General features: G+C 49.3%; 19 protein-coding genes. 3 read left to right on the top strand and 16 right to left on the bottom strand.

Annotation, left to right across the window (positions count from 1 at the left end; genetic code table 11):
- Window positions 1-181: 181 nt before the first annotated feature.
- The 7 genes from greA to V7P87_RS14085 form a co-directional block, all read right to left on the bottom strand.
- Window positions 182-658 (bottom strand): transcription elongation factor GreA, encoded by a 477-nt coding sequence (gene greA / locus V7P87_RS14055; protein WP_296299795.1) that lies wholly within the window; start codon window positions 656-658, stop codon window positions 182-184.
- Window positions 655-3,876: a carbamoyl-phosphate synthase large subunit gene (gene carB, locus V7P87_RS14060; protein ID WP_333797984.1), complete on the bottom strand. Its 3,222-nt coding sequence runs from the start codon at window positions 3,874-3,876 to the stop codon at window positions 655-657. Before carB ends, greA begins: the two co-directional genes overlap by 4 nt.
- A 20-nt stretch (window positions 3,877-3,896) precedes the next feature.
- Window positions 3,897-5,027: a glutamine-hydrolyzing carbamoyl-phosphate synthase small subunit gene (carA, locus tag V7P87_RS14065; RefSeq protein ID WP_333797985.1), complete on the bottom strand. Its 1,131-nt coding sequence runs from the start codon at window positions 5,025-5,027 to the stop codon at window positions 3,897-3,899.
- Window positions 5,028-5,289: 262 nt separating this feature from the next.
- Window positions 5,290-6,099 (bottom strand): 4-hydroxy-tetrahydrodipicolinate reductase, encoded by an 810-nt coding sequence (gene dapB, locus V7P87_RS14070; protein ID WP_333797986.1) that lies wholly within the window; start codon window positions 6,097-6,099, stop codon window positions 5,290-5,292.
- A 78-nt stretch (window positions 6,100-6,177) separates the two neighbouring features.
- Window positions 6,178-7,293, bottom strand: a complete 1,116-nt coding sequence (locus V7P87_RS14075; protein WP_333797987.1) for a phosphotransferase enzyme family protein — start codon at window positions 7,291-7,293, stop codon at window positions 6,178-6,180.
- A gap of 21 nt (window positions 7,294-7,314) precedes the next feature.
- Window positions 7,315-8,223, bottom strand: a complete 909-nt coding sequence (locus tag V7P87_RS14080) for a nucleotidyltransferase family protein (protein ID WP_333797988.1) — start codon at window positions 8,221-8,223, stop codon at window positions 7,315-7,317.
- A gap of 219 nt (window positions 8,224-8,442) precedes the next feature.
- Window positions 8,443-9,597, bottom strand: coding sequence for an iron-containing alcohol dehydrogenase (locus V7P87_RS14085; protein ID WP_333797989.1), 1,155 nt, complete (start codon window positions 9,595-9,597; stop codon window positions 8,443-8,445).
- A 281-nt stretch (window positions 9,598-9,878) separates the two neighbouring features.
- Here V7P87_RS14085 and V7P87_RS14090 point away from each other — a divergent pair, with 281 nt between their 5' ends.
- The gene (locus V7P87_RS14090; protein WP_333797990.1) at window positions 9,879-11,210 is read left to right on the top strand and encodes a Na+/H+ antiporter NhaC family protein; all 1,332 of its coding nucleotides are present in this window, start codon (window positions 9,879-9,881) and stop codon (window positions 11,208-11,210) included.
- A 75-nt stretch (window positions 11,211-11,285) separates the two neighbouring features.
- Here the strand turns inward: V7P87_RS14090 and V7P87_RS14095 are convergent, their stop codons facing one another.
- The 3 genes from V7P87_RS14095 to dnaK all read right to left on the bottom strand — a co-directional run bounded on the left by V7P87_RS14095 (window position 11,286) and on the right by dnaK (window position 15,530).
- Window positions 11,286-12,107 (bottom strand): M48 family metallopeptidase, encoded by an 822-nt coding sequence (locus V7P87_RS14095; protein WP_333797991.1) that lies wholly within the window; start codon window positions 12,105-12,107, stop codon window positions 11,286-11,288.
- A 260-nt stretch (window positions 12,108-12,367) separates the two neighbouring features.
- Entirely contained in the window at window positions 12,368-13,498 is a 1,131-nt protein-coding gene (gene dnaJ / locus V7P87_RS14100; RefSeq protein ID WP_296299786.1) for a molecular chaperone DnaJ, read from the bottom strand.
- Between the two features lie 130 nt (window positions 13,499-13,628).
- Complete coding sequence (gene dnaK, locus V7P87_RS14105) at window positions 13,629-15,530, bottom strand: molecular chaperone DnaK (protein WP_333797992.1); 1,902 nt, start codon at window positions 15,528-15,530, stop codon at window positions 13,629-13,631.
- 244 nt (window positions 15,531-15,774) lie between these two features.
- On the opposite strand from dnaK, the gene luxS reads away from it, so the two are divergent.
- Window positions 15,775-16,287 carry an S-ribosylhomocysteine lyase gene (luxS, locus tag V7P87_RS14110; protein WP_296299784.1) on the top strand — a complete coding sequence of 171 codons (513 nt, stop codon included), beginning with the start codon at window positions 15,775-15,777 and terminating at the stop codon, window positions 16,285-16,287.
- 146 nt (window positions 16,288-16,433) lie between these two features.
- On the opposite strand, the gene V7P87_RS14115 is transcribed toward luxS, so the two are convergent.
- The 3 genes from V7P87_RS14115 to V7P87_RS14125 are packed head-to-tail and all read right to left on the bottom strand — an operon-like array spanning window position 16,434 to window position 20,244.
- Window positions 16,434-18,554 (bottom strand): GumC family protein, encoded by a 2,121-nt coding sequence (locus V7P87_RS14115; RefSeq protein WP_333797993.1) that lies wholly within the window; start codon window positions 18,552-18,554, stop codon window positions 16,434-16,436.
- Entirely contained in the window at window positions 18,554-19,078 is a 525-nt protein-coding gene (locus V7P87_RS14120) for a polysaccharide biosynthesis/export family protein (protein ID WP_333797994.1), read from the bottom strand. The genes V7P87_RS14115 and V7P87_RS14120 overlap by 1 nt, the downstream gene beginning before the upstream one ends.
- Window positions 19,072-20,244, bottom strand: coding sequence for a hypothetical protein (locus V7P87_RS14125; protein WP_333797995.1), 1,173 nt, complete (start codon window positions 20,242-20,244; stop codon window positions 19,072-19,074). The genes V7P87_RS14120 and V7P87_RS14125 overlap by 7 nt, the downstream gene beginning before the upstream one ends.
- A gap of 247 nt (window positions 20,245-20,491) precedes the next feature.
- Between V7P87_RS14125 and V7P87_RS14130 the strand changes: the two genes are divergently transcribed.
- Window positions 20,492-21,253: a substrate-binding periplasmic protein gene (locus V7P87_RS14130; RefSeq protein WP_333797996.1), complete on the top strand. Its 762-nt coding sequence runs from the start codon at window positions 20,492-20,494 to the stop codon at window positions 21,251-21,253.
- A gap of 124 nt (window positions 21,254-21,377) precedes the next feature.
- Here the strand turns inward: V7P87_RS14130 and V7P87_RS14135 are convergent, their stop codons facing one another.
- From V7P87_RS14135 to V7P87_RS14145, 3 genes are all read right to left on the bottom strand, one after another.
- The gene (locus V7P87_RS14135; protein ID WP_333797997.1) at window positions 21,378-23,348 is read right to left on the bottom strand and encodes a methyl-accepting chemotaxis protein; all 1,971 of its coding nucleotides are present in this window, start codon (window positions 23,346-23,348) and stop codon (window positions 21,378-21,380) included.
- A 372-nt stretch (window positions 23,349-23,720) separates the two neighbouring features.
- Window positions 23,721-24,491 carry a hypothetical protein gene (locus tag V7P87_RS14140; protein WP_333797998.1) on the bottom strand — a complete coding sequence of 257 codons (771 nt, stop codon included), beginning with the start codon at window positions 24,489-24,491 and terminating at the stop codon, window positions 23,721-23,723.
- Between the two features lie 463 nt (window positions 24,492-24,954).
- Window positions 24,955-25,098, bottom strand: a complete 144-nt coding sequence (locus V7P87_RS14145) for a hypothetical protein (RefSeq protein WP_333797999.1) — start codon at window positions 25,096-25,098, stop codon at window positions 24,955-24,957.
- Between the last annotated feature and the right edge of the window lie 259 nt (window positions 25,099-25,357).

Raw genomic sequence — 25,357 nt, forward strand, 5'->3', positions numbered from 1 at the left:
CACCAGGCATTAAAGTGATTGTCAATGCAACCTTGGTCGCAGTCAGAGCGGTAAAACCGCATTACACCGCAACTGAGAAAAAAATCTTTAAAAAACGCCAACAGCGAACAAGAAGGGAAACAAGAGATGTTGACAGCTAACAAAAAAGCGGCCGAAGCCGCTTTTTTACTTTATTGACATATCAGCGATATTCAACGTTGGTGATTTCAAACTCAACCATGCCACTTGGTGTGTTGATATTCACCACATCATCCAGCTCTTTACCAATCAAGCCACGTGCTATTGGTGAATTGACTGAAATGCGGTTGTTTTTGATATCCGCTTCGTCGTCACCCACAATGCGGTACGTCACTTCTTCGTCAGTTTCCAGATTCAGGATAGTGACTGTGGTGCCAAAAATAACCTTGCCGGTGTTGGGCAATTTAGTGACGTCGATGATCTGGGCATTAGACAACTTGGCCTCAATGTCCTGAATACGACCTTCACAAAAACCCTGGGCTTCACGCGCAGCGTGGTACTCAGCGTTTTCTTTCAGATCGCCGTGCTCACGCGCTTCGGCTATCGCTTCGATAATAGCCGGGCGCTTCACACTTTTTAACTCATGCAGTTCGTCGCGCAGAGCCTGCGCGCCTTCCACTGTCATCGGGATTTGACTCATCCGTTTACTCTCTTGTGTAACTCCTGCACTGAATTGACTGTGGCAAAAGCATTGGCTGCATTTGCTTTACAGGTTGCAAAAGCTGCGTTCAGTGTCGTGGTGTAATTTGCTTTGTGCTGCAGTGCGCCACGGCGTAACACTTTGGAATCTTCAATGGCCTGACGGCCTTCGGTGGTGTTGACAATGTAGCTATACTCACCGTTTTTGATCCGATCCAGAATGTGCGGGCGACCTTCAAACACTTTGTTTACGGCGCGGCAAGGAATACCTGCAGCAACCAGGGCGGCATGGGTACCACCTGTGGCGTCCAGTTCAAAACCGAGTCCAACCATAGTTCTTGCCAGCTCAACCACGCGCACTTTATCGCTATCACGCACCGAAAGTAAAGCACGGCCCCCTGTTGGGATCAGCGTACCTGCCCCTAATTCGCCTTTGGCAAAAGCTTCGGCAAAGGTTTCACCTACGCCCATCACTTCACCTGTTGAGCGCATTTCAGGGCCTAACAGCGGGTCAACACCAGGGAACTTGTTAAAAGGGATCACCACTTCTTTCACTGAGAAATATGGCGGGATAATTTCTTTAGTCACACCCTGCTCTTTCAGTGAGCGGCCAGCCATACAACGCGCACCTACTTTGGCAACAGCAACACCAGTTGCTTTAGACACAAAAGGCACAGTACGGGCAGCACGCGGGTTTACTTCAATCAGGTACACTTCGTTGTCTTTTACCGCAAACTGAGTGTTCATTAAACCAACCACACCCAGCTCCAGTGCCAGCTTTTTCACCTGCTCGCGCATCACATCCTGAATATCCTGGCTCAGGCTGTGGGGTGGCAATGAACAGGCGGAGTCACCTGAGTGCACACCTGCTTGTTCGATGTGCTCCATAATACCGCCGATAATCACATCAGTACCGTCACAAATGGCGTCGATGTCTACTTCAATGGCGTCATCAAGGAAACGGTCTAACAATACCGGTGAGTCATTCGAAACGCTGACAGCTTCAGTCATATAACGACGCAGATCATTGTCGTCGTACACAATTTCCATGGCGCGTCCGCCCAGCACATAAGATGGGCGAACCACCATCGGATAACCGATGTCCGGTGCTTTGTTAATGGCTTCTTCCAGGCTGGTGACAGTGGCATTTTTTGGCTGTTTTAAGCCTAAACGCTCAACGGCTTGCTGGAAACGCTCACGGTCTTCGGCGCGGTCAATCGCATCCGGAGAAGTGCCGATAATTGGCACGCCGTTCGCTTCTAAAGCACGGGCTAATTTCAGTGGCGTTTGGCCACCATATTGCACTATCACCCCTTTAGGCTGTTCTTTACGCACTATTTCCAGCACGTCTTCCAGCGTAATAGGTTCAAAGTACAAACGATCTGAGGTGTCGTAGTCGGTTGATACTGTCTCAGGGTTACAGTTCACCATAATGGTTTCATAACCGTCTTCACGCAGCGCTAAAGCGGCGTGTACACAGCAGTAGTCAAACTCGATACCCTGACCGATACGGTTCGGGCCACCACCGATAATCATAATTTTATCGCGGTTGCTTGGGGTGGCTTCACACTCTTCATCATAAGTGCTGTACATATAAGCTGTGTCTGATGCAAATTCAGCGGCACAGGTATCGACACGTTTATAAACCGGATGCAAGCCAAAACCGTGACGTTTTTTACGCACTTCAGCTTCAGCCACACCTAAGATGTCGGCAATACGTTTATCCGCAAAACCTTTGCGTTTTAACACTGTTAAACGCGCCTGGTCCAAACCGGCAAAACCACCGGCTTTCACTGCTGCTTCTTCTTTGATCAGATCTTCAATCTGCACCAGGAACCAGGGGTCAATATTGGTCAGCTTAAAGATTTCGTCCATGCTCATGCCAAAACGGAAGGCGTCGGCAATGTACCAAATCCGGTGAGAACCTGGCTCGCGCAGTTCACGGGTGATTTTTTCTTTGGCTTCGGGCGCATGAATGTCGATGATTGGATCCAGGCCACAAACACCAATTTCCAGACCACGCAGCGCTTTTTGCAAAGATTCCTGCTGGTTGCGGCCAATGGCCATCACTTCACCGACAGATTTCATCTGTGTGGTTAAACGGTCGTTGGCACCGACAAATTTTTCGAAGTTAAAACGTGGCACCTTGGTCACCACATAGTCGATGCTTGGCTCAAAAGAAGCCGGAGTGCGGCCACCGGTAATGTCATTGGCCAGTTCGTCCAGCGTATAACCCACTGCCAGCTTGGCTGCCACTTTGGCAATAGGGAAACCCGTGGCTTTAGAGGCCAGTGCAGATGAACGTGACACACGCGGGTTCATCTCGATGATCACCATGCGGCCATCCACCGGGTTGATACCAAACTGCACATTGGAACCGCCGGTTTCCACACCAATTTCACGCAATACCGCCAAAGAAGCGTTGCGCATGATTTGGTATTCTTTATCGGTCAGGGTTTGCGCCGGCGCTACGGTAATAGAGTCACCAGTGTGTACGCCCATAGGGTCAAAGTTTTCGATAGAACAAACAATGATGCAGTTGTCGTTTTTATCCCGCACCACTTCCATCTCATACTCTTTCCAGCCAATCAGAGATTCGTCAATCAACAACTCTTTGGTTGGTGATAAATCCAGGCCACGGGTACAGATTTCTTCAAATTCTTCACGGTTATAAGCAATACCACCGCCTGAACCACCCATGGTAAAAGAAGGACGGATAATGCATGGGAAACCGATTTTCTCCAGCACTTCGTAGGCTTCTTCCATCGAATGTGCCAGGCCTGCACGTGGACAAGCCAGACCGATAGAACGCATGGCTTTGTCAAAACGGCTACGATCTTCTGCTTTGTCGATTGCGTCGGCTGTAGCGCCAATCATTTCCACATTGTATTTCGCCAGCACACCGTGGCGCTCTAAATCCAGCGCACAGTTTAATGCGGTCTGACCGCCCATGGTTGGCAACACTGCGCATGGACGTTCTTTTTCAATAATTTTTTCCACTACCTGCCAGTGAATTGGCTCGATATAAGTGGCGTCAGCCATCTCAGGGTCGGTCATAATGGTGGCCGGGTTCGAGTTCACCAGAATAACGCGGTAACCCTCTTCACGAAGGGCTTTACAGGCCTGAGCGCCTGAATAGTCAAATTCACAGGCCTGGCCGATAACAATAGGACCAGCGCCGAGGATCAGAATACTTTTAAGGTCGGTACGTTTTGGCATGTCTCGTCTCTTTTCCTGGCTTATTTGGCTTTGGCTTGGGTCATTAAATCAATAAAGTGGTCGAACAGTTCAGAGGCTTCATGCGGCCCCGGGCTGGCTTCAGGGTGACCCTGGAAGCTGAACGCCGGTTTGTCAGTGCGGTGAATGCCCTGCAGTGAACCATCAAACAACGATTTATGAGTGGCGCGCAGATTGGCTGGCAAAGTCGCTTCATCAACAGCAAAACCGTGGTTTTGCGCTGTGATCAACACCTTTTTGCTGTCCAGATTCTGCACCGGGTGGTTACCACCGTGGTGGCCAAATTTCATCTTTAAGGTTTTGGCACCGCTCGCCAGCGCTAATAACTGGTGGCCTAAACAAATACCAAACACCGGAATGTCGGTTTTCAGGAACTCTTCGATCGCTTTAATGGCGTAATCACAAGGTGCCGGGTCGCCAGGGCCGTTGGATAAAAAGATGCCATCCGGGTTCATCGCCAGCACTTCAGCCGCTGTGGTTTTGGCCGGAACTACAGTTAATTTACAGCTGCGGTCTGCCAACATACGTAAAATATTGCGTTTCACACCAAAATCGTAAGCAACGACGTGAAACTTAGACTCTTTTGCGGCCTGATGACCTTCGCCTAATTTCCAGCTGCCTTCAGTCCACTGGTAAGCTTCTTTCACTGTCACTTCTTTGGCTAAGTCCATGCCCGACAGACCTGGAAAACTGCGCGCCAGCTCTAAAGCTTTGGCTTCGTCGATATCGCCTGCCATTAAACAGCCGTTCTGAGCGCCTTTTTCACGCAGGATGCGGGTTAACTTACGGGTATCGATGTCGGCGATGCCGAGAATGTTGTGGTCTTGAAGATATTGACTAAGAGAACGTTGATTGCGGAAATTGCTGGCAAGAAGAGGAAGGTCACGAATAATCAGGCCCTTGGCCCAAACTTTACCGGATTCTTCATCTTCATCATTGGTGCCGGTATTACCAATGTGGGGATAGGTCAGCGTGACCATTTGCTCAGCATACGAAGGATCGGTCAAAATTTCCTGATATCCTGTCATCGAAGTGTTAAACACTACTTCACCAACAGAAACACCTTCAGCGCCAATGGCTGTACCGCGAAATACGGTGCCGTCTTCCAGTACGAGCAGGGCGGACTTAGTCAAGGTAACCTCCAAACAGCAAAAAACGGGCGAAAACTGACAATGTTTTACAACCCGTTCTGACCCAAAATTGTGTACTCTTTATTGCGCTTTGGCTGTTGCATTCTGCTTATTGATGCATGTATTCACCAATCAACAGTGGCTAACAGACCCTTCAGGCAAACCGCAGTATTTTAGGCTATTTGCTGGATTTGGTCTAATCCTTTTTTGAAAAATTATAAAAATAACGGTTTTGCAGCAATTTTGCGAAGAATTGCTCAAAAACCTAAGCTAAGTCTGCTAAACCCAGCACTTGCTGCATAGAATAAAGTCCAGGCTGTTTATTTTGCAACCAAAGCGCTGCCCTTAACGCGCCTTGAGCAAAAGTGCTGCGACTGGATGCTTTATGGGTAATTTCCAGTCTTTCGCCCAGGTCGGCAAAAAGCGCTGTGTGATCGCCAATAATGTCCCCACCCCGAACTGTGGCAAAACCAATGGTTTGCTGATCGCGCTCGCCAGTAATGCCCTCACGGCCATACACAGCACATTGGCTTAAATCGCGGCCTATGGCTTTGGCAATACTGTTGCCAATAGCGAGCGCAGTGCCGCTGGGGGCATCTTTTTTAAAGCGATGATGCGCTTCAATAATTTCGATATCAGCACTTTGCCCCATCACTTTGGCGGCGGTTTGCACCAGATGCAGCAGCAGGTTGACGCCAACACTCATATTAGGCGCCCACACCACCGGAATGACCTCACTGGCAGCTTTGACCCGGGCATATTGTTCATCCGACAAACCTGTGACGCCAATCACCATGGCTTTTTTTGCCTGCACTGCCAATTCAAGCTGCGCCAGCATGGCTTCGGGCATGGTAAAGTCGACCCAGACATCGGCTTGTTGCACTGAATTTAAACAGGTTTCACTCAGCAACAACCCCTGTTTGCCGCAACCTGCCAACTCACCGGCGTCCACCCCAAGCAGCGCTGACCCCTGGCGCACTGTGGCCTGAGTCAGATTGAGTTTTTGCTCAGCAGCCACTGTCACCAGAGCACGTCCCATCCGGCCATTGGCGCCAAAAATACCTATTTTTGTCATGAACTTACCTATCTATTGCGCCGGCTGTCATTTGTGTTGCAGCCAGCATCACCGCTGAATCATTAAAAAAACCGGCCGCTATTCACTGAAACAGGCGGCCAGTGTGGGTTCTTGCTTTAATAAATCCTGATATAAACGAATTTGGTTTTGCGCCCTTTGTAAATTATGGTTTGGCCTTTTGATGGCAAAATAACGATCGCCATTCAGATGGTCGGCTAAAAAGCGGATGCCAATCATCAGACACATCACTTTGGCCCCCAGCAATAAACTTTGTTTTTCTGCTTTGCTGATCACGCCGGCCAGGCCCGTTAAATAACCTTCAGCCAAAGCCTTAAAAATCTCAGGCCGCACTCTGACTGCTTCGGTATCTAATGAATCTTCCGGCTCAGGTGAGCAGCAGGTACGCACCATATCGCCAAAATCAAATAACCAATAACCCGGCATACAAGTGTCCAGATCTATAGCGGCAATGCCACGCTGCAACTGCGCCGAATACAGCATATTGTTGATTTTGGTGTCGTTATGGCAGACCCGCAGCGGCAAAGCAGCACAAACTTGTTCAAGTTCAGTCACCAGAGCTTGTTGTGCCAGACAATAATCCACCAATTGCTGACACTGACTTAACCGTCCTGAAGCATCTGCGCTGATCGCTTGTTTCAGCTGCATAAAGCGCATGCCAAGATGATGAAAATCAGGCAGCACTGTGACCAGCTGCGACGCATCAAAATCGGCAAGCGCAGCGGCAAACTGACCAAAAGTAAGGGCTGCGGCATAAGCCTGCGCCGGATTTTCAACCACTTCGATGCTGCTGCCATTGTCAATAAACTGCAAAGCCCGTAAATCCTGTGCTGTGCCAGCCAGATAACTGCCATCAGCCTTGGCCTGCTGTCGCAGCACTTCAAGCCCATATAAACCCTGCTGTTTTTTCGCCAGCAAATGCTGTTCAATCTTCAGCGCGTTTTGCACCAGATCCTGGGCTGATGGGAAAATAGCGGTATTAATTTTTTGTAATATCAGTCGCTTATCGCCATCTTTTAATAAAAAAGTCTGATTAATATGGCCATTGCCAAAAGGCAGAATGTCAGTATGTGCCGACAATTGGTAAGCTTGCAGCACCTCAGCCGTGACCAGCGGATGTGACTTTACAGCAGGCTGAGCCCCGGCTTTTGTTTGTGTTACAACACTGGATGTCATGCAATAAGTTCCACAGCGGCATCATGCCGTATTTTTTGTTTGAAAATGATCCACAATTTCTGCTAAATCAGCAGGATAAGTAACACCAAACCAACGCTGGTGCGACAAATAGACTTTTAAAAGTTGTCCTTGTTGCAAAGCACTGTTCACCACTGATGGCAAATAACATTCGGCTTTTGGCTGCGGCATCTGCTGAAAAAACTCAGTCAGGGCCTGCGCCAGTTTTGGCATGATGGCGGCGCTAAAACCCCAGATATTCATCGAGACCGCCTGAGCAGGATCCAGTGGCAGCAATTGGCCGCTGCCACTTTGGCCATAAAGCTGCGCCCCTTGTTGCCTGATATCACAACATTCAGTGACAGACTGCAGATAATGCTGCTGGACCACACAAAGTCCTCTGTTCACGCCACCATGCGCTGACAAAGTCTGTGACAATTCAAAGGCCACCATAGCCCATTCGCCATTAAGTTCAACCTCAGATGAGCAGGCAGATACCGGTTTTTCAGCCATAAAATGTTGCACCAACAGCTGCATGGCGTCACTGCCATAATAATCATCAGCGTTGATCACTATCATCGGAGAATTTTGCACCGCATCACGGGCACACCACAGCGCATGGGCTGTACCCCAGGGTTTGTCCCGTGGTTGTATCACAACACCAGCCGGCAGATCATGCCCTTGCTGCAGCACCAGCTGTACTGTTAAATCGGCCGGAAAATGCGGCAACACTTGTTGCTCCAGGGCTGATATGAGTTCAGCGCGGATCACCAGTATTAACTGCCGTACGCCGGCGTTGTACGCGTCCATCACACTAAAATGCAACAAAGTGCGGCCTGTGCTGCCAAGCTGCGCCAGTTGTTTATCACCGCCAAAACGGCTGCCCATACCGGCGGCAAGCACAACTAAACAGGGGACTGCAGGTAAAGTCATCAACAGGGAGTCCGATGCTCTGAAACAAAAGCGTTATCATAACGTCTGAACTCCCTGCCTGACCAGCCAAAAAGCAAAATGCACTAAGGTGCAGCCGGTCGGATCAGCGAAAGAAAAGGTTTTGAAAAACCGCAAAAACAAAAAGGGCAGCGGTGCTGCCCTTGGTACTCGAATGGCGCTGACTGCCTTGGCGTCCAAACACCACGTTCAGCAGTTGAATTACAATGCTGCAGTTAAAATTTTGCGGGACACCTCAAGGGTAATGTCACCATGTTCACCCAGCTTCAGCATTTTGTGATGCTCAAGTTTAACCAGCACTGCATCTACCGCTTCACTGGTGACACCATAGTCGGCCAGACGGGTAGGCACGCCCATTTGCTCAAAAAAAGCTCTGGTGTGGGCAATGGTCTCGTCAATTAAGCGCTCTTCGTCTGTATGTTGCAGGTTAAATACCCTTTTACCATACTGGATCAGCTTTTCGCGTTTTTGACTGCGCTGCTGCTGTAACAAAGCTGGCAACACAATGGCCAGGGTTTGAGCGTGATCCAGGCCATATAAAGCGGTTAGCTCATGGCCAATCATATGGGTGGCCCAGTCTTGGGGCACGCCCTGACCTATCAGGCCATTGAGTGCCATGGTTGCAGCCCACATTACATTGGCGCGCACGTCGTAATTGTGCGGATCTTTTAGCGCCAAAGGCCCCTGCTCCAGTAGCGTCAGCAATAAACCTTCGGCAAATCGGTCCTGCACAGCGGCATTAACCGGATAGGTCATATACTGTTCCATCACATGCACAAAAGCATCCACCACACCGTTGGCGACTTGTTTAGGCGGCAAGCTGTACGTCACGGTTGGGTCCAGCACCGCAAACTGCGGATACACCAAGGGACTGGCAAAAGACAATTTCTGCTGAGTGCTGTAGCGGGTGACCACTGAATTGCCGTTACTCTCGGTACCTGTTGCCGGCAAAGTGAGTACACAGCCAAGTGGCAAGGCTGCGCTGATTGGCGCCCGTTTTGCCAGGATATCCCATGGATCGCCCTGATAAAGCGCTGCGGCGGCAATAAACTTAGTGCCGTCAATCACACTGCCCCCACCCACAGGCAATAAATAACTGATGCCCTGAGTTTTAACAATCTCTACCGCCTTTAATAAAGTTTCAAAAGACGGATTAGGTTCAATGCCTGAAAATTCAACAACTTCAAAACCATCTAATGCTTGCATCACTTGCTGATACACGCCATTGTGTTTAATAGAACCCCCACCATAGGTCAGCAATACTTTGCTGCCTTTGGGCACTAAATTGGCTAACTGGCTGATTTGACCTTCGCCGAACACAATACGGGTTGGGTTCTGATAAGAAAAATTAAACATAAAAACTCCGCACTCTGATTTGACCGGTTAAAGCGGTTAGGCTCGGACATAGCTGCAGCTCACACAGCTGACAGACCATGGATATGGCGTTTTATTGGGTAAATTCAACCATAAAAATGTAGTTATTCAGAGTTTACTAAATAAAAGATGCTTTAAGGCATAACATAAAGTTATTTGACAGGACTTCTGGACGTCTTTATATTCCGCAGCGTTATATGCACTTCGGATAATAGCTGTTTTAGCGATTATAAGGCGCATACCAGATTTTGATGGAGACCTTCATGAATGCAACCAGCCGACAGCAGGCAAAATTGTCGTTATTGCCTTTGCTGTTGTTTGTATTTTTATTTTTAGGCACAGGCCTGTATCTGCAGAGCCAGGGTGTTGCTTATGCGTTTTATCAGTTACCCGGGCCTGTAGCCATTATTCCGGCTTTAGTGCTGGCGGTATGGCTAAAGCGCGCGCCGATAGCACAGGGCATTGATGTACTGGTTAAAGGCGCCGGCAATAACAATATTATTACCATGTGTATTATCTACCTGCTGGCCGGTGCTTTTGCTGCTGTCGCTCAGGCCAGTGGCGGTGTGGATGCTGTGGTCAATGCCGGTTTAAGCCTGGTACCTGGCACTTTGTTATTGCCTGGTTTATTTGTGATCTCGGCTCTTGTTGCCACCGCTATGGGCACTTCAATGGGCACCATTGGCGCATTAGCCCCTATTGCTGTGGGTTTATCCCAACAAGCTGGATTAGAACCTGCTCTGGTGGCCGGCGCTTTATTAAGCGGCGCTATGTTTGGTGACAACCTGTCGATTATTTCCGACACCACTATTGCGGCCACCCGCACTCAGGGTGCTGAAATGAAAGATAAATTCCGCGAAAACTTTAAAATTGCCATGCCGGCAGCCTTGGTTACACTGCTGCTGTTTGCCGGTCTGACAAGTTCTGACAGCGCTGTAACGGTCAAAGAATTTAACTGGACTGGCGTTTTGCCTTATGCCGCCATTCTGGTCCTGGCCATTGCCGGCATGAATGTATTTCTGGTGCTGCTGCTTGGCATCGTGTTGGCGGCCTTGCAGGGCGCGTTTTTTGCCGATTATCAGCTGGCTAACCTTGGCAAGGATATTTTTAAAGGTTTTGCCAATATGCAGGAAATTTTCCTGTTGTCGATGTTTGTGGGTGCACTGGGTGAGTTTGTCAAACAACAGGGTGGCCTGGCCTGGATAGCCGGTCATATTGCCGCACTGGCGGGCAAACTGGCGCTGGCAGGCAATAAAGCCCAGCAGCTGGCGATTGCAGCTCTGGTCTTTATTAGCAACCTCTGTATTGCCAATAACACTGTGGCCATTGTAATTGCAGCTGATGTCAGTAAAGACCTGGCCGAACACAATAATATCAGCCCGAAACGCAGCGCCAGCTTGCTGGATATCTTTTCCTGTATCAGTCAGGGCCTGGTGCCCTACGGCGCTCAGGCCTTGTTGTTGGGTGCCAGCTTTTCGTTGTCGCCATGGGACGTGGTGACGCAAAGTTATTATTGTTTGATTTTGGCAGCTGCAGCTTTAATTGCGATATCGCTCAGTAAACATCAGGCCAAAGCAGTTACAGCCGCAAGTTAAAAAAGCCCGCCAAGCCAATAAAAAAACCGGCACGGCCGGTTTTTTTATTGGTGCAGCTGCAACCTTGTGCCGTTGTTATTTATTACAACGTGGCAAGTTGCCTTGTGCTTGCCTGCTTTGATAGGCAGCTAAGGCTGCAGGCATATCCTTCTGCAATTTTTTAATGCGGTTTTCCGGCACCGGGTGGCTGGATAAAATTTGTGGTGTACCACCGCTGCCTTGTTTAGCCATGTTCTGCCATAAATTCACAGACTGCTGTGGGTCAAAACCGGCTTTTGCCATTAAATCCAGGCCGATGACATCGGCTTCGGTTTCATGCACCCGGCTAAATGGCAATACAATGCCCACCTGAGCCCCTAAACCAAAAGCACTGGACAACTCTGCTTTATAACGGGTGTTCATTGCACTGAGCGCCACATCGGCCACGCCTAAAGTGGCTTGCACCGCCTGATTGCTGGATAAACGCTCGTTAGAATGACCGGCCATCACATGGGCTATCTCATGGCCGATGACAGCAGCCAGCTGGTGCTGGTTTTCTGCCACCAGTAATAAACCTGTGTAAACACCAATTTTGCCGCCAGGTAAAGCAAAGGCGTTCACCTGATCACTTTCAAACACCACTATTTCCCATGGATTGGCCTGGTATTTTTGTGGTGTGACTTTGAGCACCGCCTGCGCCACACACTGTACATACTGGTTGGTTTTTTTATCTTTAGCGATCGGTGTTTTAGTTTTTAACTCTTCAAAGGTCTGAATGCCAAGTTGGCTGACCTGATTGTTGTCAAACAACATCAGCTGCGGCCGCCCTGTTGGCGACTCGGCGCAAGATCCGAGCAGCATCATCGCTAAAACGCTGACAGACAATTGTTTTAACCTTAATTTGGACAATGTGAACATGGGGCTCCCTTCTGTGTTCTGATAATTCGGGTTAAATATCTAAATCCGGTGATGATCAAATTATTGAATATAAAGTAGGAAAAAACAGCAGCGATGTTTCTGAATTCAGTGTCATGCCAACTGCGCCGCACTCAGAGCAGTTTTTAACCCTGGCGCGCTGAACCGCAACTGAAAACTGTTGGTCATAAACCCTGAAAGCAACTTTTTAAAACAAAGACTCAAAACAACACCGCCAGCAGAAGCTGGCGGTGATGCAGAACTTAACCTGTTAAATCATCAAAAAACTTTTTTACACCATCAAAAAAGCCTTTGGATTTGGGTCTGTGCCGCGCTTCACTCTCACCTGCCCAGCTTTCATCAAGCTGACGCAGTAAGTCTTTTTGTTTGTCTGATAAGTTGACCGGCGTTTCCACCACCACTTTACAGACCAAATCGCCAACACCACCACCGCGCACCGACTGCACCCCTTTGCCGCGCAAACGGAACATTTTGTCGGTTTGGGTTTCCGCCGGGATTTTCAGCTTGACGCGACCATCCAGGGTCGGCACATCAATTTCACCACCTAAAGCGGCAATGCTAAAACTGATCGGCACTTCACAGGACAGGTTATTGCCGTCACGCACAAAAATCGGGTGATCTTTCACATGCACCTGCACATACAAGTCGCCTGAAGGCGCGCCGTGCATGCCCGCTTCCCCTTCACCGCTTAAGCGGATACGGTCGCCAGTGTCGACTCCGGCCGGAATTTTAACCGCCAGTGTTTTGGTTTTTTCCACCCGGCCTTCCCCATGACACTTAGTACATGGATCAGGAATAATTTTGCCGCGGCCACTACAGGTTGGACAGGTTTGCTGTACGGCAAAAAAGCCCTGACGCATGGTCACCTGACCGGCGCCATGACAGGTTGGGCAAGATTTCGCCTGAGTGCCTTTTTTGGCACCAGAACCATCACAACTGTCACAGCTCACCCAGGTTGGTACTTTAATATCAACCGACTTGCCGCGCACAGCGTCTTCCAGGCTCATTTCCAGGTTGTAGCGTAAGTCGGAGCCACGCTGAGCGCGCGACTGACCACCACGACGCCCCCCCCCAAAAATGTCACCAAAGACGTCACCAAAAATGTCGCCAAAATCAGCGCCGCCACCGCCAAAACCACCGCGGTTTGGATCCACTCCGGCATGACCGTATTGGTCATAGGCTGCCTTTTTCTGCTCATCTGACAGAACTTCGTAGGCTTCCTGTACTTCTTTAAACTTCTCTTCCATCGCTTTATCACCCTGAGTGCGATCAGGGTGATATTTCATCGCGAGGCGCTTATAAGCCTTTTTGATTTCTTTGTCATCGGCGCCTTTGGCAACGCCCAGGACTTCATAATAATCACGCTTTGACATAATGCTGCTTCAAGGTTGTGTGAGCGGATAGAGAAGCGACCGCCAGAGCGGTCGCTATGCCAGAGTGTGTGCACTCTGACTAACTCGGGAAAAACCGCAGCTTAAAGCAGCGGTCCTCACCAGACAAATATTATTTGTCTTTAACTTCTTCAAACTCAGCGTCAACCACGTCGTCACCGGCGTTTTTGGCATTGTCTGCCGAACCCGGATTGGCCTGGCCTTGTTGTGCTGCGGCTTGCAGTTTTTGCGCTGCCTGCAGTAACGCCTGAGTTTTGGCTTCAATTTCAGCTTTGTCACTGCCTTTGATCACGCCTTCCAGCGCGCTGATAGCAGCTTCAATTTCCTGTTTGTCATTGGTGGCTAAGTTGGCACCGGCTTCTTCAATCTGCTTGCGGGTAGCATGCACTAAAGCGTCAGCCTGGTTGCGGGTTTGCACCAATTCTTCGAACTTTTTGTCTTCTTCAGCGTTCAGTTCAGCGTCACGCACCATACGTTCCACTTCTTCATCCGTTAAGCCTGAAGAAGCTTTGATGGTGATCTTCTGCTCTTTGCCAGTGTCTTTGTCTTTGGCAGACACATGCAAAATACCGTCGGCGTCTAAGTCAAAAGTTACTTCAATTTGTGGTTCACCACGGCGGGCCGGGCGAATACCTTCTAAGTTAAACTGACCCAGCGACTTGTTGGCAGAAGCCTGTTTACGCTCACCCTGCAGCACGTGAATAGTTACGGCTGACTGGTTATCATCTGCTGTTGAGAAAGTTTGCGACTTTTTGGTCGGAATAGTGGTGTTTTTCTCAATCAGCGCTGTCATCACGCTACCCATAGTCTCGATACCTAAAGACAGAGGGGTTACGTCCAGCAGCAGTACATCTTTTACGTCACCTGACAGTACAGCACCCTGAATTGCAGCACCAACGGCAACAGCTTCGTCCGGGTTCACGTCTTTACGTGGTTCTTTGCCAAAGAAAGCTGTTACTGCTTCCTGTACTTTTGGCATCCGCGTCTGACCGCCCACCAGAATGATGTCATTGATGTCGCTGACCGATAAACCAGCGTCTTTTAATGCTTGTTTCAGCGGCTCGATAGTGCGCTGAATTAAGTCTTCCACCAGAGATTCCAGCTTGGCGCGGGTTACTTTGATGTTTAAGTGTTTTGGACCTGTCGCATCAGCAGTGATGTACGGCAGGTTCACTTCAGTTTGTGACGCTGAAGACAGTTCAATTTTGGCTTTTTCACCGGCTTCTTTTAAACGTTGCATCGCCAGTGGGTCGTTACGCAGGTCAATGCCCTGCTCTTTTTTGAACTCGTCTACTAAGTAGTTAATCACGCGTGAGTCGAAGTCTTCACCACCTAAGTGGGTGTCACCGTTGGTCGATAACACTTCAAACGTTTGTTCGCCGTCAACGTCATCAATTTCGATGATCGAGATATCAAAAGTACCACCACCCAAGTCATACACTGCAACTTTGGTGTCGCCTTTTTTCTTATCCATACCATAAGCCAGCGCTGCTGCTGTTGGTTCGTTGATAATACGTTTTACTTCTAAACCAGCAATACGACCGGCGTCTTTAGTGGCCTGACGCTGTGCGTCGTTAAAGTAGGCTGGTACTGTGATAACAGCTTCAGTAACTGGCTCGCCCAGATAATCTTCAGCGGTTTTTTTCATTTTTTTCAGCACTTCAGCAGAAATTTGTGGTGCTGCTAATTTTTTGCCTTTGACTTCAACCCAGGCGTCCCCATTGTCTGCTTTGACAATCTGGTATGGCATGATTTTGATGTCACGTTGTACTTCAGCGTCTTCAAAACGACGACCGATTAAACGTTTAATCGCAAATAAAGTATTTTTTGGGTTGGTAACCGCCTGACGTTTAGCAGGCTGGCCCACTAACACTTCACCGTCTTCCGCATAAGCAATGATAGAAGGTGTAGTTCTGGTACCCTCAGCGTTTTCGATCACGCGAGGTTGGTCACCGTCTAAAATGGCAACACAGCTGTTTGTTGTACCTAAGTCAATACCAATAATTCTACCCATGATGTACTCCGCTCTTAAATTCGAACAATTAAAATTGTGTTGACCGGTTAATGGGGTTAATCCCTGATCGATTCAAGGTTATTCAGCTAAATTTTTTCAGAAATTGACATAAAAGCGGATTTTAGCCGCTGTGAGGACTCAACCAGGCGCGCTTTGATGGAAAATCAGCAAATCCAGTTCGCTTGCCATGACGTAGCTGGGTATAATCCTGTTATCTGTTTTTTTATTTTTCCGGACGACCAAGATGCCATTACTCGATAGTTTTACCGTTGACCATACCATTATGAAAGCGCCTGCCGTGCGGGTTGCCAAAACCATGACCACACCAAAAGGTGATGCCATTACTGTATTTGATTTGCGTTTTTGTGTGCCAAATCAGGAAATTCTGTCAGAAAAAGGTATTCATACCCTGGAGCATTTATTTGCCGGTTTTATGCGTGATCACTTAAACGGCAATGGTGTGGAAATTATCGATATTTCCCCTATGGGTTGTCGCACCGGTTTTTATATGAGCCTGATTGGCACTCCGGACGAACAAAGGGTCGCCGACAGTTGGAAAGCTGCGATGGCTGATGTTTTAAAAGTGCAACAACAGTCTGAAATTCCGGAATTAAATGTGTACCAGTGTGGTACTTACCAGATGCATTCGCTGGAAGAAGCCAAACAAATTGCCAAAAACGTCATTGACCGTGGTGTGGGTGTTAATAAAAACGAAGAATTAACCTTGTCTGCTGATTTATTAAAACAAGGTCATTAATACCGGCGTAAAATTCGCCAGTGTCGAATATTCAGTACTCAGACCAAAGCCCATCAACAGATGGGCTTTTTTATTGCCTACCTTCATAGGAGGTTGTTTATTTACTGACGGTACTGCTGTGGTAAAAAGCTGTGCAGCTTTGCCGGTTAAGCTCTTTTTAGATTATTTTGCAGCATCAGTTGCAGCGCCGAGGGTTGTTTGGCACGGGTGGCTGCGGTGGCGTAATAATTGGACGTGTCGTTTTTCACCCGATTTAAAATAATACCCCCAAGCGCCACACCGGATTGTTCCAGCAGCTCAAGCTTGCGGGCAAAATCCACCAGCGGTGTTTTTTTCACATCCACCACCAGCTCCAGCTGTCCGACTGATTTAGCCACCACCATAGCGTCGCTGACCGATAAAATTGGCGGACATTCAATAATGACCCTGTCGTATTTTTTCGCCAGCACTTTGAGAATGGCGTCAAATCTGGGCATGGATAAAAACAACAGCGGATTCATCGGCCGGATCCCGGAGGGCAAGACATCAGCATTGAGCTCTTTGCTGTAAAACACACATTGCTCAAAACTATGAGTTTTTGCCAATAAGTTGGTTAGCCCTGGCCTGTGCGGATTTTCGCCCAGCGCTTCGGCCAGCGCCGGAAAACGTAAATCGGCATCAATCACTATCACCCGCTCCAGCTCAGAAAAAGATTTGGCCAGTTGCAGACAAATACTGGATTTTCCCTCATTCGGCGCTATTGAAGTAAAGGCCAGTAACTTTTGCTGACACAACTTTTTATCCAGCAAAATATTGGTGCGGATTGAGCGGATATACTCCTGATACAACGTATATTGTTTGCCCGATTGCTGTACCACCGGCAAATTTTTATTGATGCCCTTCACCCGGATTTGCGGCACCACACCAATCAGCTTAAAGCCAAAACGGGCGGCAATCTGGCGGTACTTGGCGGTGACATCGGCAAAAAAATGCAGGCATAACACCAGAAAAACCGCGCCGATAAATCCGATTAAAAATGCCGCCACCGACAATAACAGCCGCTTTGGACCTATCGGCTGACTGGGCACATTGGCCGGATCCACCACAATAATGCTGGAGCTTTTATTAATGTCTTTGAGTAACTGACTTTCTTTGAGTTTATCGCTCAGGGTGGTTAACAGCGCCAGACTGGCCTGAATATCGGCTTCATGTTTTTTATGATGTTGCGCCACATCCACCAGGGTTTCGAGTTTTTGGTTGGCACCAAGGGCTCGCTGCTCGGTTTGTTGTAATAACTGCAGCAATTCGGCATGGCGGGTACTGAAGTTACCGATCAGTTTGTCCACTTCTGCTTTTAACTGGCCGGTGGCCACTTCAATTTTTTTCTCGGCGGCAATATACCTTGGGTGTTTGGCCAGATAACTGAGTTTAAGCTGGGCAAACTCGGCCTGTAACATCGATAACTGCTGCTGTAATGCGGCAATTGAAGGCGCAGAGCGCAGCTCCGGCACACTGCTCAGCTGCAGAAAATCCTGCTCCTGACGAACTTTTTGTAACAGCACCTCAAGTTCACGCAGCTGACGGTTCAGCTCACGTTTTTCCAGTGCCAGCTGCACTATTTCCTGTCTGGCCAGCTCCACGTCACTATGAATATCAATAATATGATGTTGCTGCCGGAACTTAGCCAGGCGTTCTTCGGCCTGAGCCAGCTGCAATTTGGCCTGCTCCAGTTGCTGGCGCAGTAAATCGCTGGCCTGATGGCTGTGTTGTTGCATCAAGCCCGTCTGATACGCCATAAAACGACTGGCCACCAGATTCACCACTTCGCTGGCAATATAAGGGTTGTAATGCACAAAAGAAATTTCCAGCAAGGTGGTTTTAGGCACCGAAAGAACCGTCAAACCAGCCAGCAGCGCCTGGGCGTCATCACGGCGTAAATCATCGGGCAAGCCCAACTGCAAATCATCCGGCAACTGACTGACCACGTCTCGGGCAAACTGGGCAGAGGTCAAGAGTTTGATCTGGGTGTCCAGACCGTCATTGTCGCCACCACCGCCTGGTAATAAAGATTGCAGTGGATTGGACGCCAGTACACCTTTGACCATCAGTGTGGTGGAAGCGCGGAACATCGAAGGCAACTGCGCCACCAGCGCTGTAACCAGACTAAACACCAACAGTGTGATCAGCACAATCAACCAGCGTCTTGCCGACAAAATAGCCAGAATGACGCTGAGTTCAATCACGTCACTGCCTTGCCCTTGTCGTTGTGGTTGGTGCTGCTGGCCCATTAAAAGAAACTCTTGTCTATTTTGATCACATCACCGGGCAGAATGATGGTGTCTGCAGTTGCAACAAAGGTAGTTTTGTCGACGCCACGCTGAATATGCCACTGTTTGCGCGAGGCTCTGTCCTGCAAACCACCGGACAAGGCGATAGCCTGCTCCAGGGTAATATCAGGCTGATAAGGATAAGAACCCGGGCTTCGTACTTCACCATAGATAAAAAACGGCCGGTAACTGTCGACAGTAATAGACACACTGGGCGACACCAGATAACCGTCCCGCAGCAGCGCTTCGAGCTTTTCTTTGGCCTGTTGTTGGGTTAAACCTGTCATTTTGACGCTGCCGAGCAGCGGCATATCAATAAACCCCTGTTGGCTGATTTGAGCTGTGACCGACAAGTCCGCTTCCTGATAGACACTGATTTTAATGGTATCACCAGGACCAAACTGATAACCCTGCAAAGATAAAGCAGCCTGTGCCAGCAGTACCGGGCTGAACATTGCAACAACCAAACACAGCAGCTTTACCATAACCGGCTCACCTGCCAGAACAATTCAGTGGCGGTTTTATCCGGCATAGCAGGTTGAGCAAGCCGCGCTCCCTGCAACTGCAGTTGTTGTTGCCAGTTGCTACCAAGCTGCCACTGCCAGCGCAGCGCCAGCTCCAGCCTGGTTTTTTGTAACTGCTGCTCGTCCAGCCGCGCTTTGTTGTGTGACGATGACAGTGCAATCTGATGGGCGTCATTCCACTGATAACCCAAAGTCACGCCAGTGCGGGTTTCAAGCTGACTGACACTGGCTGTGGCGTAAGACAACACCGAGTTGCGGCTGGTGACCAGGTCAAGCTGCCATTGTCTGGAGATCTGCCATAGATTGTTGGCCTGCCAATAATAACCGTTGCTTTGTTGTCCCGCAGTGTCACGCCTGAACTGGCCTGCCACAAACTGAAACTGCTGGCTACCGGCATAATGGGTCGACCAGCCAGCGCCCAGCTGATACAGCTCGGACGGTACAACACCCTGCTGTTCACGCCGGATTGCTGCCTGTGCTAACAGACTGCTATTTTCATTCAGGCGATGGCCGTAATTTGCGCTGACAAAATTGCCTTGTTGTGAAGTAAATAATGCAGCATGAGCCTCAGTGAATAACAGCTGCGACTCTGGCTGCTGCTGAATAGTTTGCTGGCGCAAGTCGCGGCCGGCACTCAGGGTCAGTTGTTGTTTGTCTGGTGAGCGCCCCAGTTGTAATGACAACTCGAGCGACTTGTGTTCGTCAGTCAGGCTTTGGGCCGCAGGGTCAAGAAACTCGCCTTTGCCAAAACCGGCACGCGCTAATTCACGTTGCCACTGGCTTTGCACGGTAATATCAACAGCATCCGATAAAAACAACTTCACGGCAGGCGCCAGCCGGTGATCTGTGCTGCTCAGGCCAGACTGGTCGGCATAATGGCTGGAACTGATGCTTAACGGGACAGCAACAGCATAACCTTCAAACAGCTCAAGCCAATGGTATTGCACTGAGGCAACCAGTTTTTCATCGGCCACCACAACAGAGGGCTGAAAATAAAGATTGGAATTGTGAACAAATTGCAGCGCAGTGTGCAGTTCATGTTTGGCCTGCTCCCAGTCACTGGTGGCCGCCTTGCTGTGAATACTTAAAAAAAGCGTTGAAAATACAAAAAGATACTGCCTAAACATCGGAATGACTCTTGAAAAAGTAAAACATCCTTATTTTGTTTTTATTTTTCCATTGCACCGATAGTAACGGAGAACTGTGAAAAGTTAAAGACTTTAACATTTTTCATTTTTTTAACTTTTTATCTGCAGCGGCCAGACAAAAAATCGCTGAAAATATCAGCAAAAACAGACTTGTTGTTATGCCAACAACAGCGAATAATCAAACAGAATAAGCGAACCGCAGTTCACAGTGGCAGGGAGTAGCGCTATGGTCAGATTTCGCCGGCAAGGTACAGCCCTGCTCTGTTGCCTGAGTCTTCACATCAGCTTCTGCACTTTGGCCGCCGAGAAACTGCGGTTTGTGCTGTATTACCCGCAGGTGCCACCTTATATGTATGTGGATCAGCAGACAAACAAAGTGGTTGGCCTGGTACCTGAGTTACTGGAAGAGCATTTTTCCGGACAAAAAGTAAAACTGGAATTTGTTCTTGATAACAGGCGCGGCGCCGAGCACAGGTTATACAGTGGTGATGTGGACGCCATGCTGCTTGCGCCTGAATGGACTCAAAAACCACAGCAGCTGATTTTTTCCGATCTCGTGTTACAACACCGCGATTATTTATTTGCCTTAACACCTTTTGCCAGCGGCAGCAGCATCAAAGACTGGCTGGCGGGAAAATCCGTCTGTACCCGGCAATATTATGTTTATGAAGTACTTGAACCCTTTTTCCGGCAACACAACGCCACCAGGGTTGATGCTTCGAGCGAACTGGCGCAAATGAAAATGTTACAAAGTGGTCGTTGTGATTACGCTTATATCAACGAGCATGTGGCGCGCTGGCTGCAACAGCACCAGTTTGCTGATTTGTCGCTGTATCAATCCCCTGAATATTTTGGTGAAGTGGCACTGCGGGTGGCATTTCACCCCAACTGGCAACCTTACCTGCGTGGTTTTAATCAATATCTGACGCGCCAGCATCAGCAAAACAATATCAGTAAAAAGCTGGAATTTTATATTCAGCAGCGTTAGGCACCTTGAGCACAATGAATGGCCGACCCACAGGGCCGGCATCGGATAAAAACTTGCTACACATTTCAGACTAAACCTCAGGGCGTACAGCCATAGACTAAGCCACCCTGAGTTTTGAGCTTACTCAGATTTTAAATTGTGCCACCACCTGACGCAGTTCGCTGGACGAACCGTTCAGCGCTGCGGCTTCTGCCGTCAGTTCAGTCGCGTGGCCAGCAGTGTTATCCACCAAAGCCGTGATCGCATGCAAACTGCGGTTAATATCATCGGCCACTATGGTTTGTTGTTCAGTGGCAACGGCTATTTGGGTACTTTGCTGCTGCACCACAACAATAGCCTGACTGATAGCCGACAACGCCTGCTGCATAGCCTGCGCCCGCTCAGTGCTGACTTCAGTCTGACTACGGCCACGCTGCATCACAGTTTCCGCTTGTTTGGCAATTTGCTGCAGTTTTTCCACCATACGGCGGATATCGTCGGTGCTGTCGCGGGTGCGTCCGGCCAAGGAGCGTACTTCATCAGCCACCACGGCAAAACCGCGGCCCTGCTCGCCGGCACGCGCCGCTTCAATAGCCGCATTAAGCGCGAGCAAGTTGGTTTGTTCAGCAATACCTTTAATGACATCCACCACAGTACCGATATTCTCCGATTCTTTGGCAAGCCCCATGACCACCTGCACGGCCTCCAGCATACTGCTGTCAAGCTCGGTCATATCCTGCACCGCCAGTTCAGACAACTTAAAGCCGTCCTGCCCCTGCTGCTGGGCATGGGCTGCAGCTTCACTGGTCGACTGAGCATTCTGGCTGATTTCCTGCACCGTAGCCGCCATTTCGGTGACGGCAGCAGACACCGAATCTATCTGCAGTTTGCTTTGCTGAATTTCCTGATTGGTTAAACCGGCCACCTGATTTAAATGCTGACTGGAGCTTTGCACCTGATGGGCCTGCTGGCGGGTCATTTGCAGCGACTGGCGTAACTTGCCAACAAAGGTATTAAAGTGTGTTGCTAAAGCCCCCACTTCATCCTGCTGGTCAATATTGATGGTTCGGGTGAGGTCTCCATCGCCACTGGCAATGTCCTGCATCGCAGCGGTTAAGTCGGTCAGAGGTTTGGTAATCAGGCCGGTACTTAATAAAATCATCGCGGTAATAATGCCAAGCATCAGCAACGTAGCGAATAACGCCCAACTGATCGACGTCTGAATCGGGCCGTCAATCAGCTCCGCCGGCACTAACATGCCCACTAACCAGGCCATTTTCGGGAAATCAAGTTTGACCGGCTCGAGCGCTACGTAATAGCGTGCGCCCTGAAAACGCACCGGGAAAAAGCCGGCTTTCCCTGCTTTGGCCGCATCGGCTATTGCGGTAAAACCCGAAGTTTCACTGATCTTCTGATCAAAAGCAGCAATAGCATCATTGGTTTTAATTTCAAAACCTTGCTGGGTTGGGAAATGCACTATCTGGCCTTTATCGTCCAGTAAAAAGGGCAACCCCTGACCATGGTAACGAATGGTATCTACCTGCTCACCCACTTTATTAATATGCAGATCCACACCACCAACCCCAAGCAGGGTACCATCGGGCAAATACACCGGCCCTTCCACCACGGCCGACACAATGCCGGTGGTAAAATCGGCTGAAGGTGAACCTAAAAAGAAGGCGTTGTGTTTCATCGTCTCCTGATACCAGGGACGCTGGCTGGCAAAATAACCTTTGGTGACATCACCGGCGTTCGGGCCTTCTTTATCCACCCCGGTACGCGAATCTTCACGGAAATATTCATCAGAGCGGGTTAATGCAAAAAAAGCCGACAAAATGGCTTCATCACTGCCACTGACTGTTTTAAAGGTCTGGTTGATCTGCTCGTAGCCGGCCAAACCATTCAGTTCAGTACCACGCCCGGGGTAATTCACAAACCATTGCTGGAACTGCGGCGCATGTAAAAAAGTGCGGGCGACCTGAGCGTAACCTGCAAAAAATTTGCCAACGGACACCGCCTCTTTTTGCATCAGCGCGTCCACATCCGACTCCACCTGCAGCCGGGTCTGACTGGCCAGGTGACTGACCACAAAAATGGCGGCCAGGACAAAAAGCACGGCGGTTGAGCCGCCAACTGTCAGTAAGATCTTTTGTTTTATTGATTTTATTTTTGTGTACAACATACAACCCCCAAAAAGTAGCGCCTCATCAGAACACAAGGCTCTGAAGAAATCCAGATAGCCAGAGGTTGTAGCTGGCTGACAAAAACGCCGCTGTTTTGTGCCAGGGCGCGCCCTGTCGCGTTCCGGCCTTTAGCTGCGGGCAAAAACTGTGGCAAGCGTCACAAAAAATGGCGATAAAACCACAAAAAGGTCAGACTAATAACTGTGGTTGGCGCGCAGTTGTAACTGCAATCAAACAAGGCTGTGAGGCCACAGCCAGCAGCCCAAGGTCACAGCAGGCTGTGCCCCCGTGCTTGCAAGCAGGATTTAGTCTGGCAGGGTTAAATTCAGGACACGACTGACGGTGACAGTGCCTGTCACTTCGGCATTCTGAATAGTAGTGCGGTAGTTTTGCGCCATCACACGGTTAAAACTGACCTTTAACAGCTTACTTTTACAGGCTCCCAGTTCAAACTGGGGGATCAGCAGCTGATTTTTTGTGGTGCTGCGCACCAGCCGTACCGGGTTTTGCCCAACTGGGCACTGAGCATCCGGCTGCTCAATCACCAGCTGGGTTGGATAATCATCGGCTGCCCAATAAAAATGCATAGTGCCGTTGCCTACTGTTTTGTAGCCAAAATCTGTTGCCTGTAATAAGCGAAATTCCGGCAACAAAATGGTCGGCGGCAGGGTTAACATAAAACTGTCTTCCACATTACTCAAACGCCAGAACAACAACTGCGGCCGTTGTAACCTTTGTTCGGTAATTTTTTCCGGCATGACGTCGCTCAATACACAACAACGCATGGTGTCAGGGTTATTTGCAATTGAGGCTTCGCTGACTCTGGTTAAAGGGTTACGGATTTCCAGATGATCGGTGCCGGATAAAGCCAGTGCCTGGTTTTTCCGCCACAGCTGCAAACTACCGCCATACAGCAGTCCGGTGTTGCCGGTATAGCCTTCATCTGTCAGCACCAGCTCAATGGCAAGCTGATAACTCAAATCAGGTAAAGCCGAGGACTCCACTTCCGAACTGGCTGAACCACCACAAGCAGACACTAAGGTTGCCAGCATCAAGCAGGCGAACTGCAATCTCATTGATCAACTCCATTTTCTATTGATAAGGCAGTGTAACCGGCACAGCAGCAGCGTCACAAGTGTTGATGCAGATGCTTTATCTACAAAATACAAAGTGTTATGAATGAATAGCTCAAGGCGCTGGTAACTCAATCAATAGGTTTAATGGGTGAAGACGGGATCTCATGATGCCGGCAATCCGGCATCATGCCGTCTGAACGCCTTTTGCTCTGCAAAAGGCTGGATGAATCCGGGATCTCAAGACGCAAACAGTTTTGCGTCTTGCCGGATGAACGCATGAGCCTCTGTCGATTGCCGGATTGTAAAAAACACAACAAGGTCTGGAATCTTGTACACTCGCTACATCCATGTAGCTTGCCTCCGGCAGCTATGCTGTGCAAAACGGCAATCCTGCCGTTTTGTGGACAGCGAAGCTGGTCCCGAAGGGACTTTCTAAAGGGATGTAGAAAACAAAAAACCTGCTCTAGGCAGGTTTAATGGGTGAAGACGGGATTTCATGATGCCGGCAATCCGGCATCATGCCGTCTGAACGCCTTTTGCTCTGCAAAAGGCCGGTGGACGCAAAAACACAAAAACGCCCGGAGCGTTTTACACTCGCCACATCCATGTAGCTCGCCTTCGGCAACTAAGTTGTGCAAAACGGCTATCCTGCCGTTTTGTGGACAGCTTTAGCTGGTCCCGAAGGGATTTTCTACAGGGGTGAATTCGGGATCTCAAGACGCAAACAATTTTGCGTCTTGCCGGATGAACGCATGAGCCTCTGGCGATTGCCGGATTGTAGAAAACAAAAAACCTGCTCTAGGCAGGTTTAATGGCGGACGCAGGAGGATTCGAACCTCCGACCGCTCGGTTCGTAGCCGAGTACT

Origin of the sequence: Rheinheimera sp., from assembly GCF_036782235.1 — a bacterium.
Classification (GTDB): domain Bacteria; phylum Pseudomonadota; class Gammaproteobacteria; order Enterobacterales; family Alteromonadaceae; genus Pararheinheimera.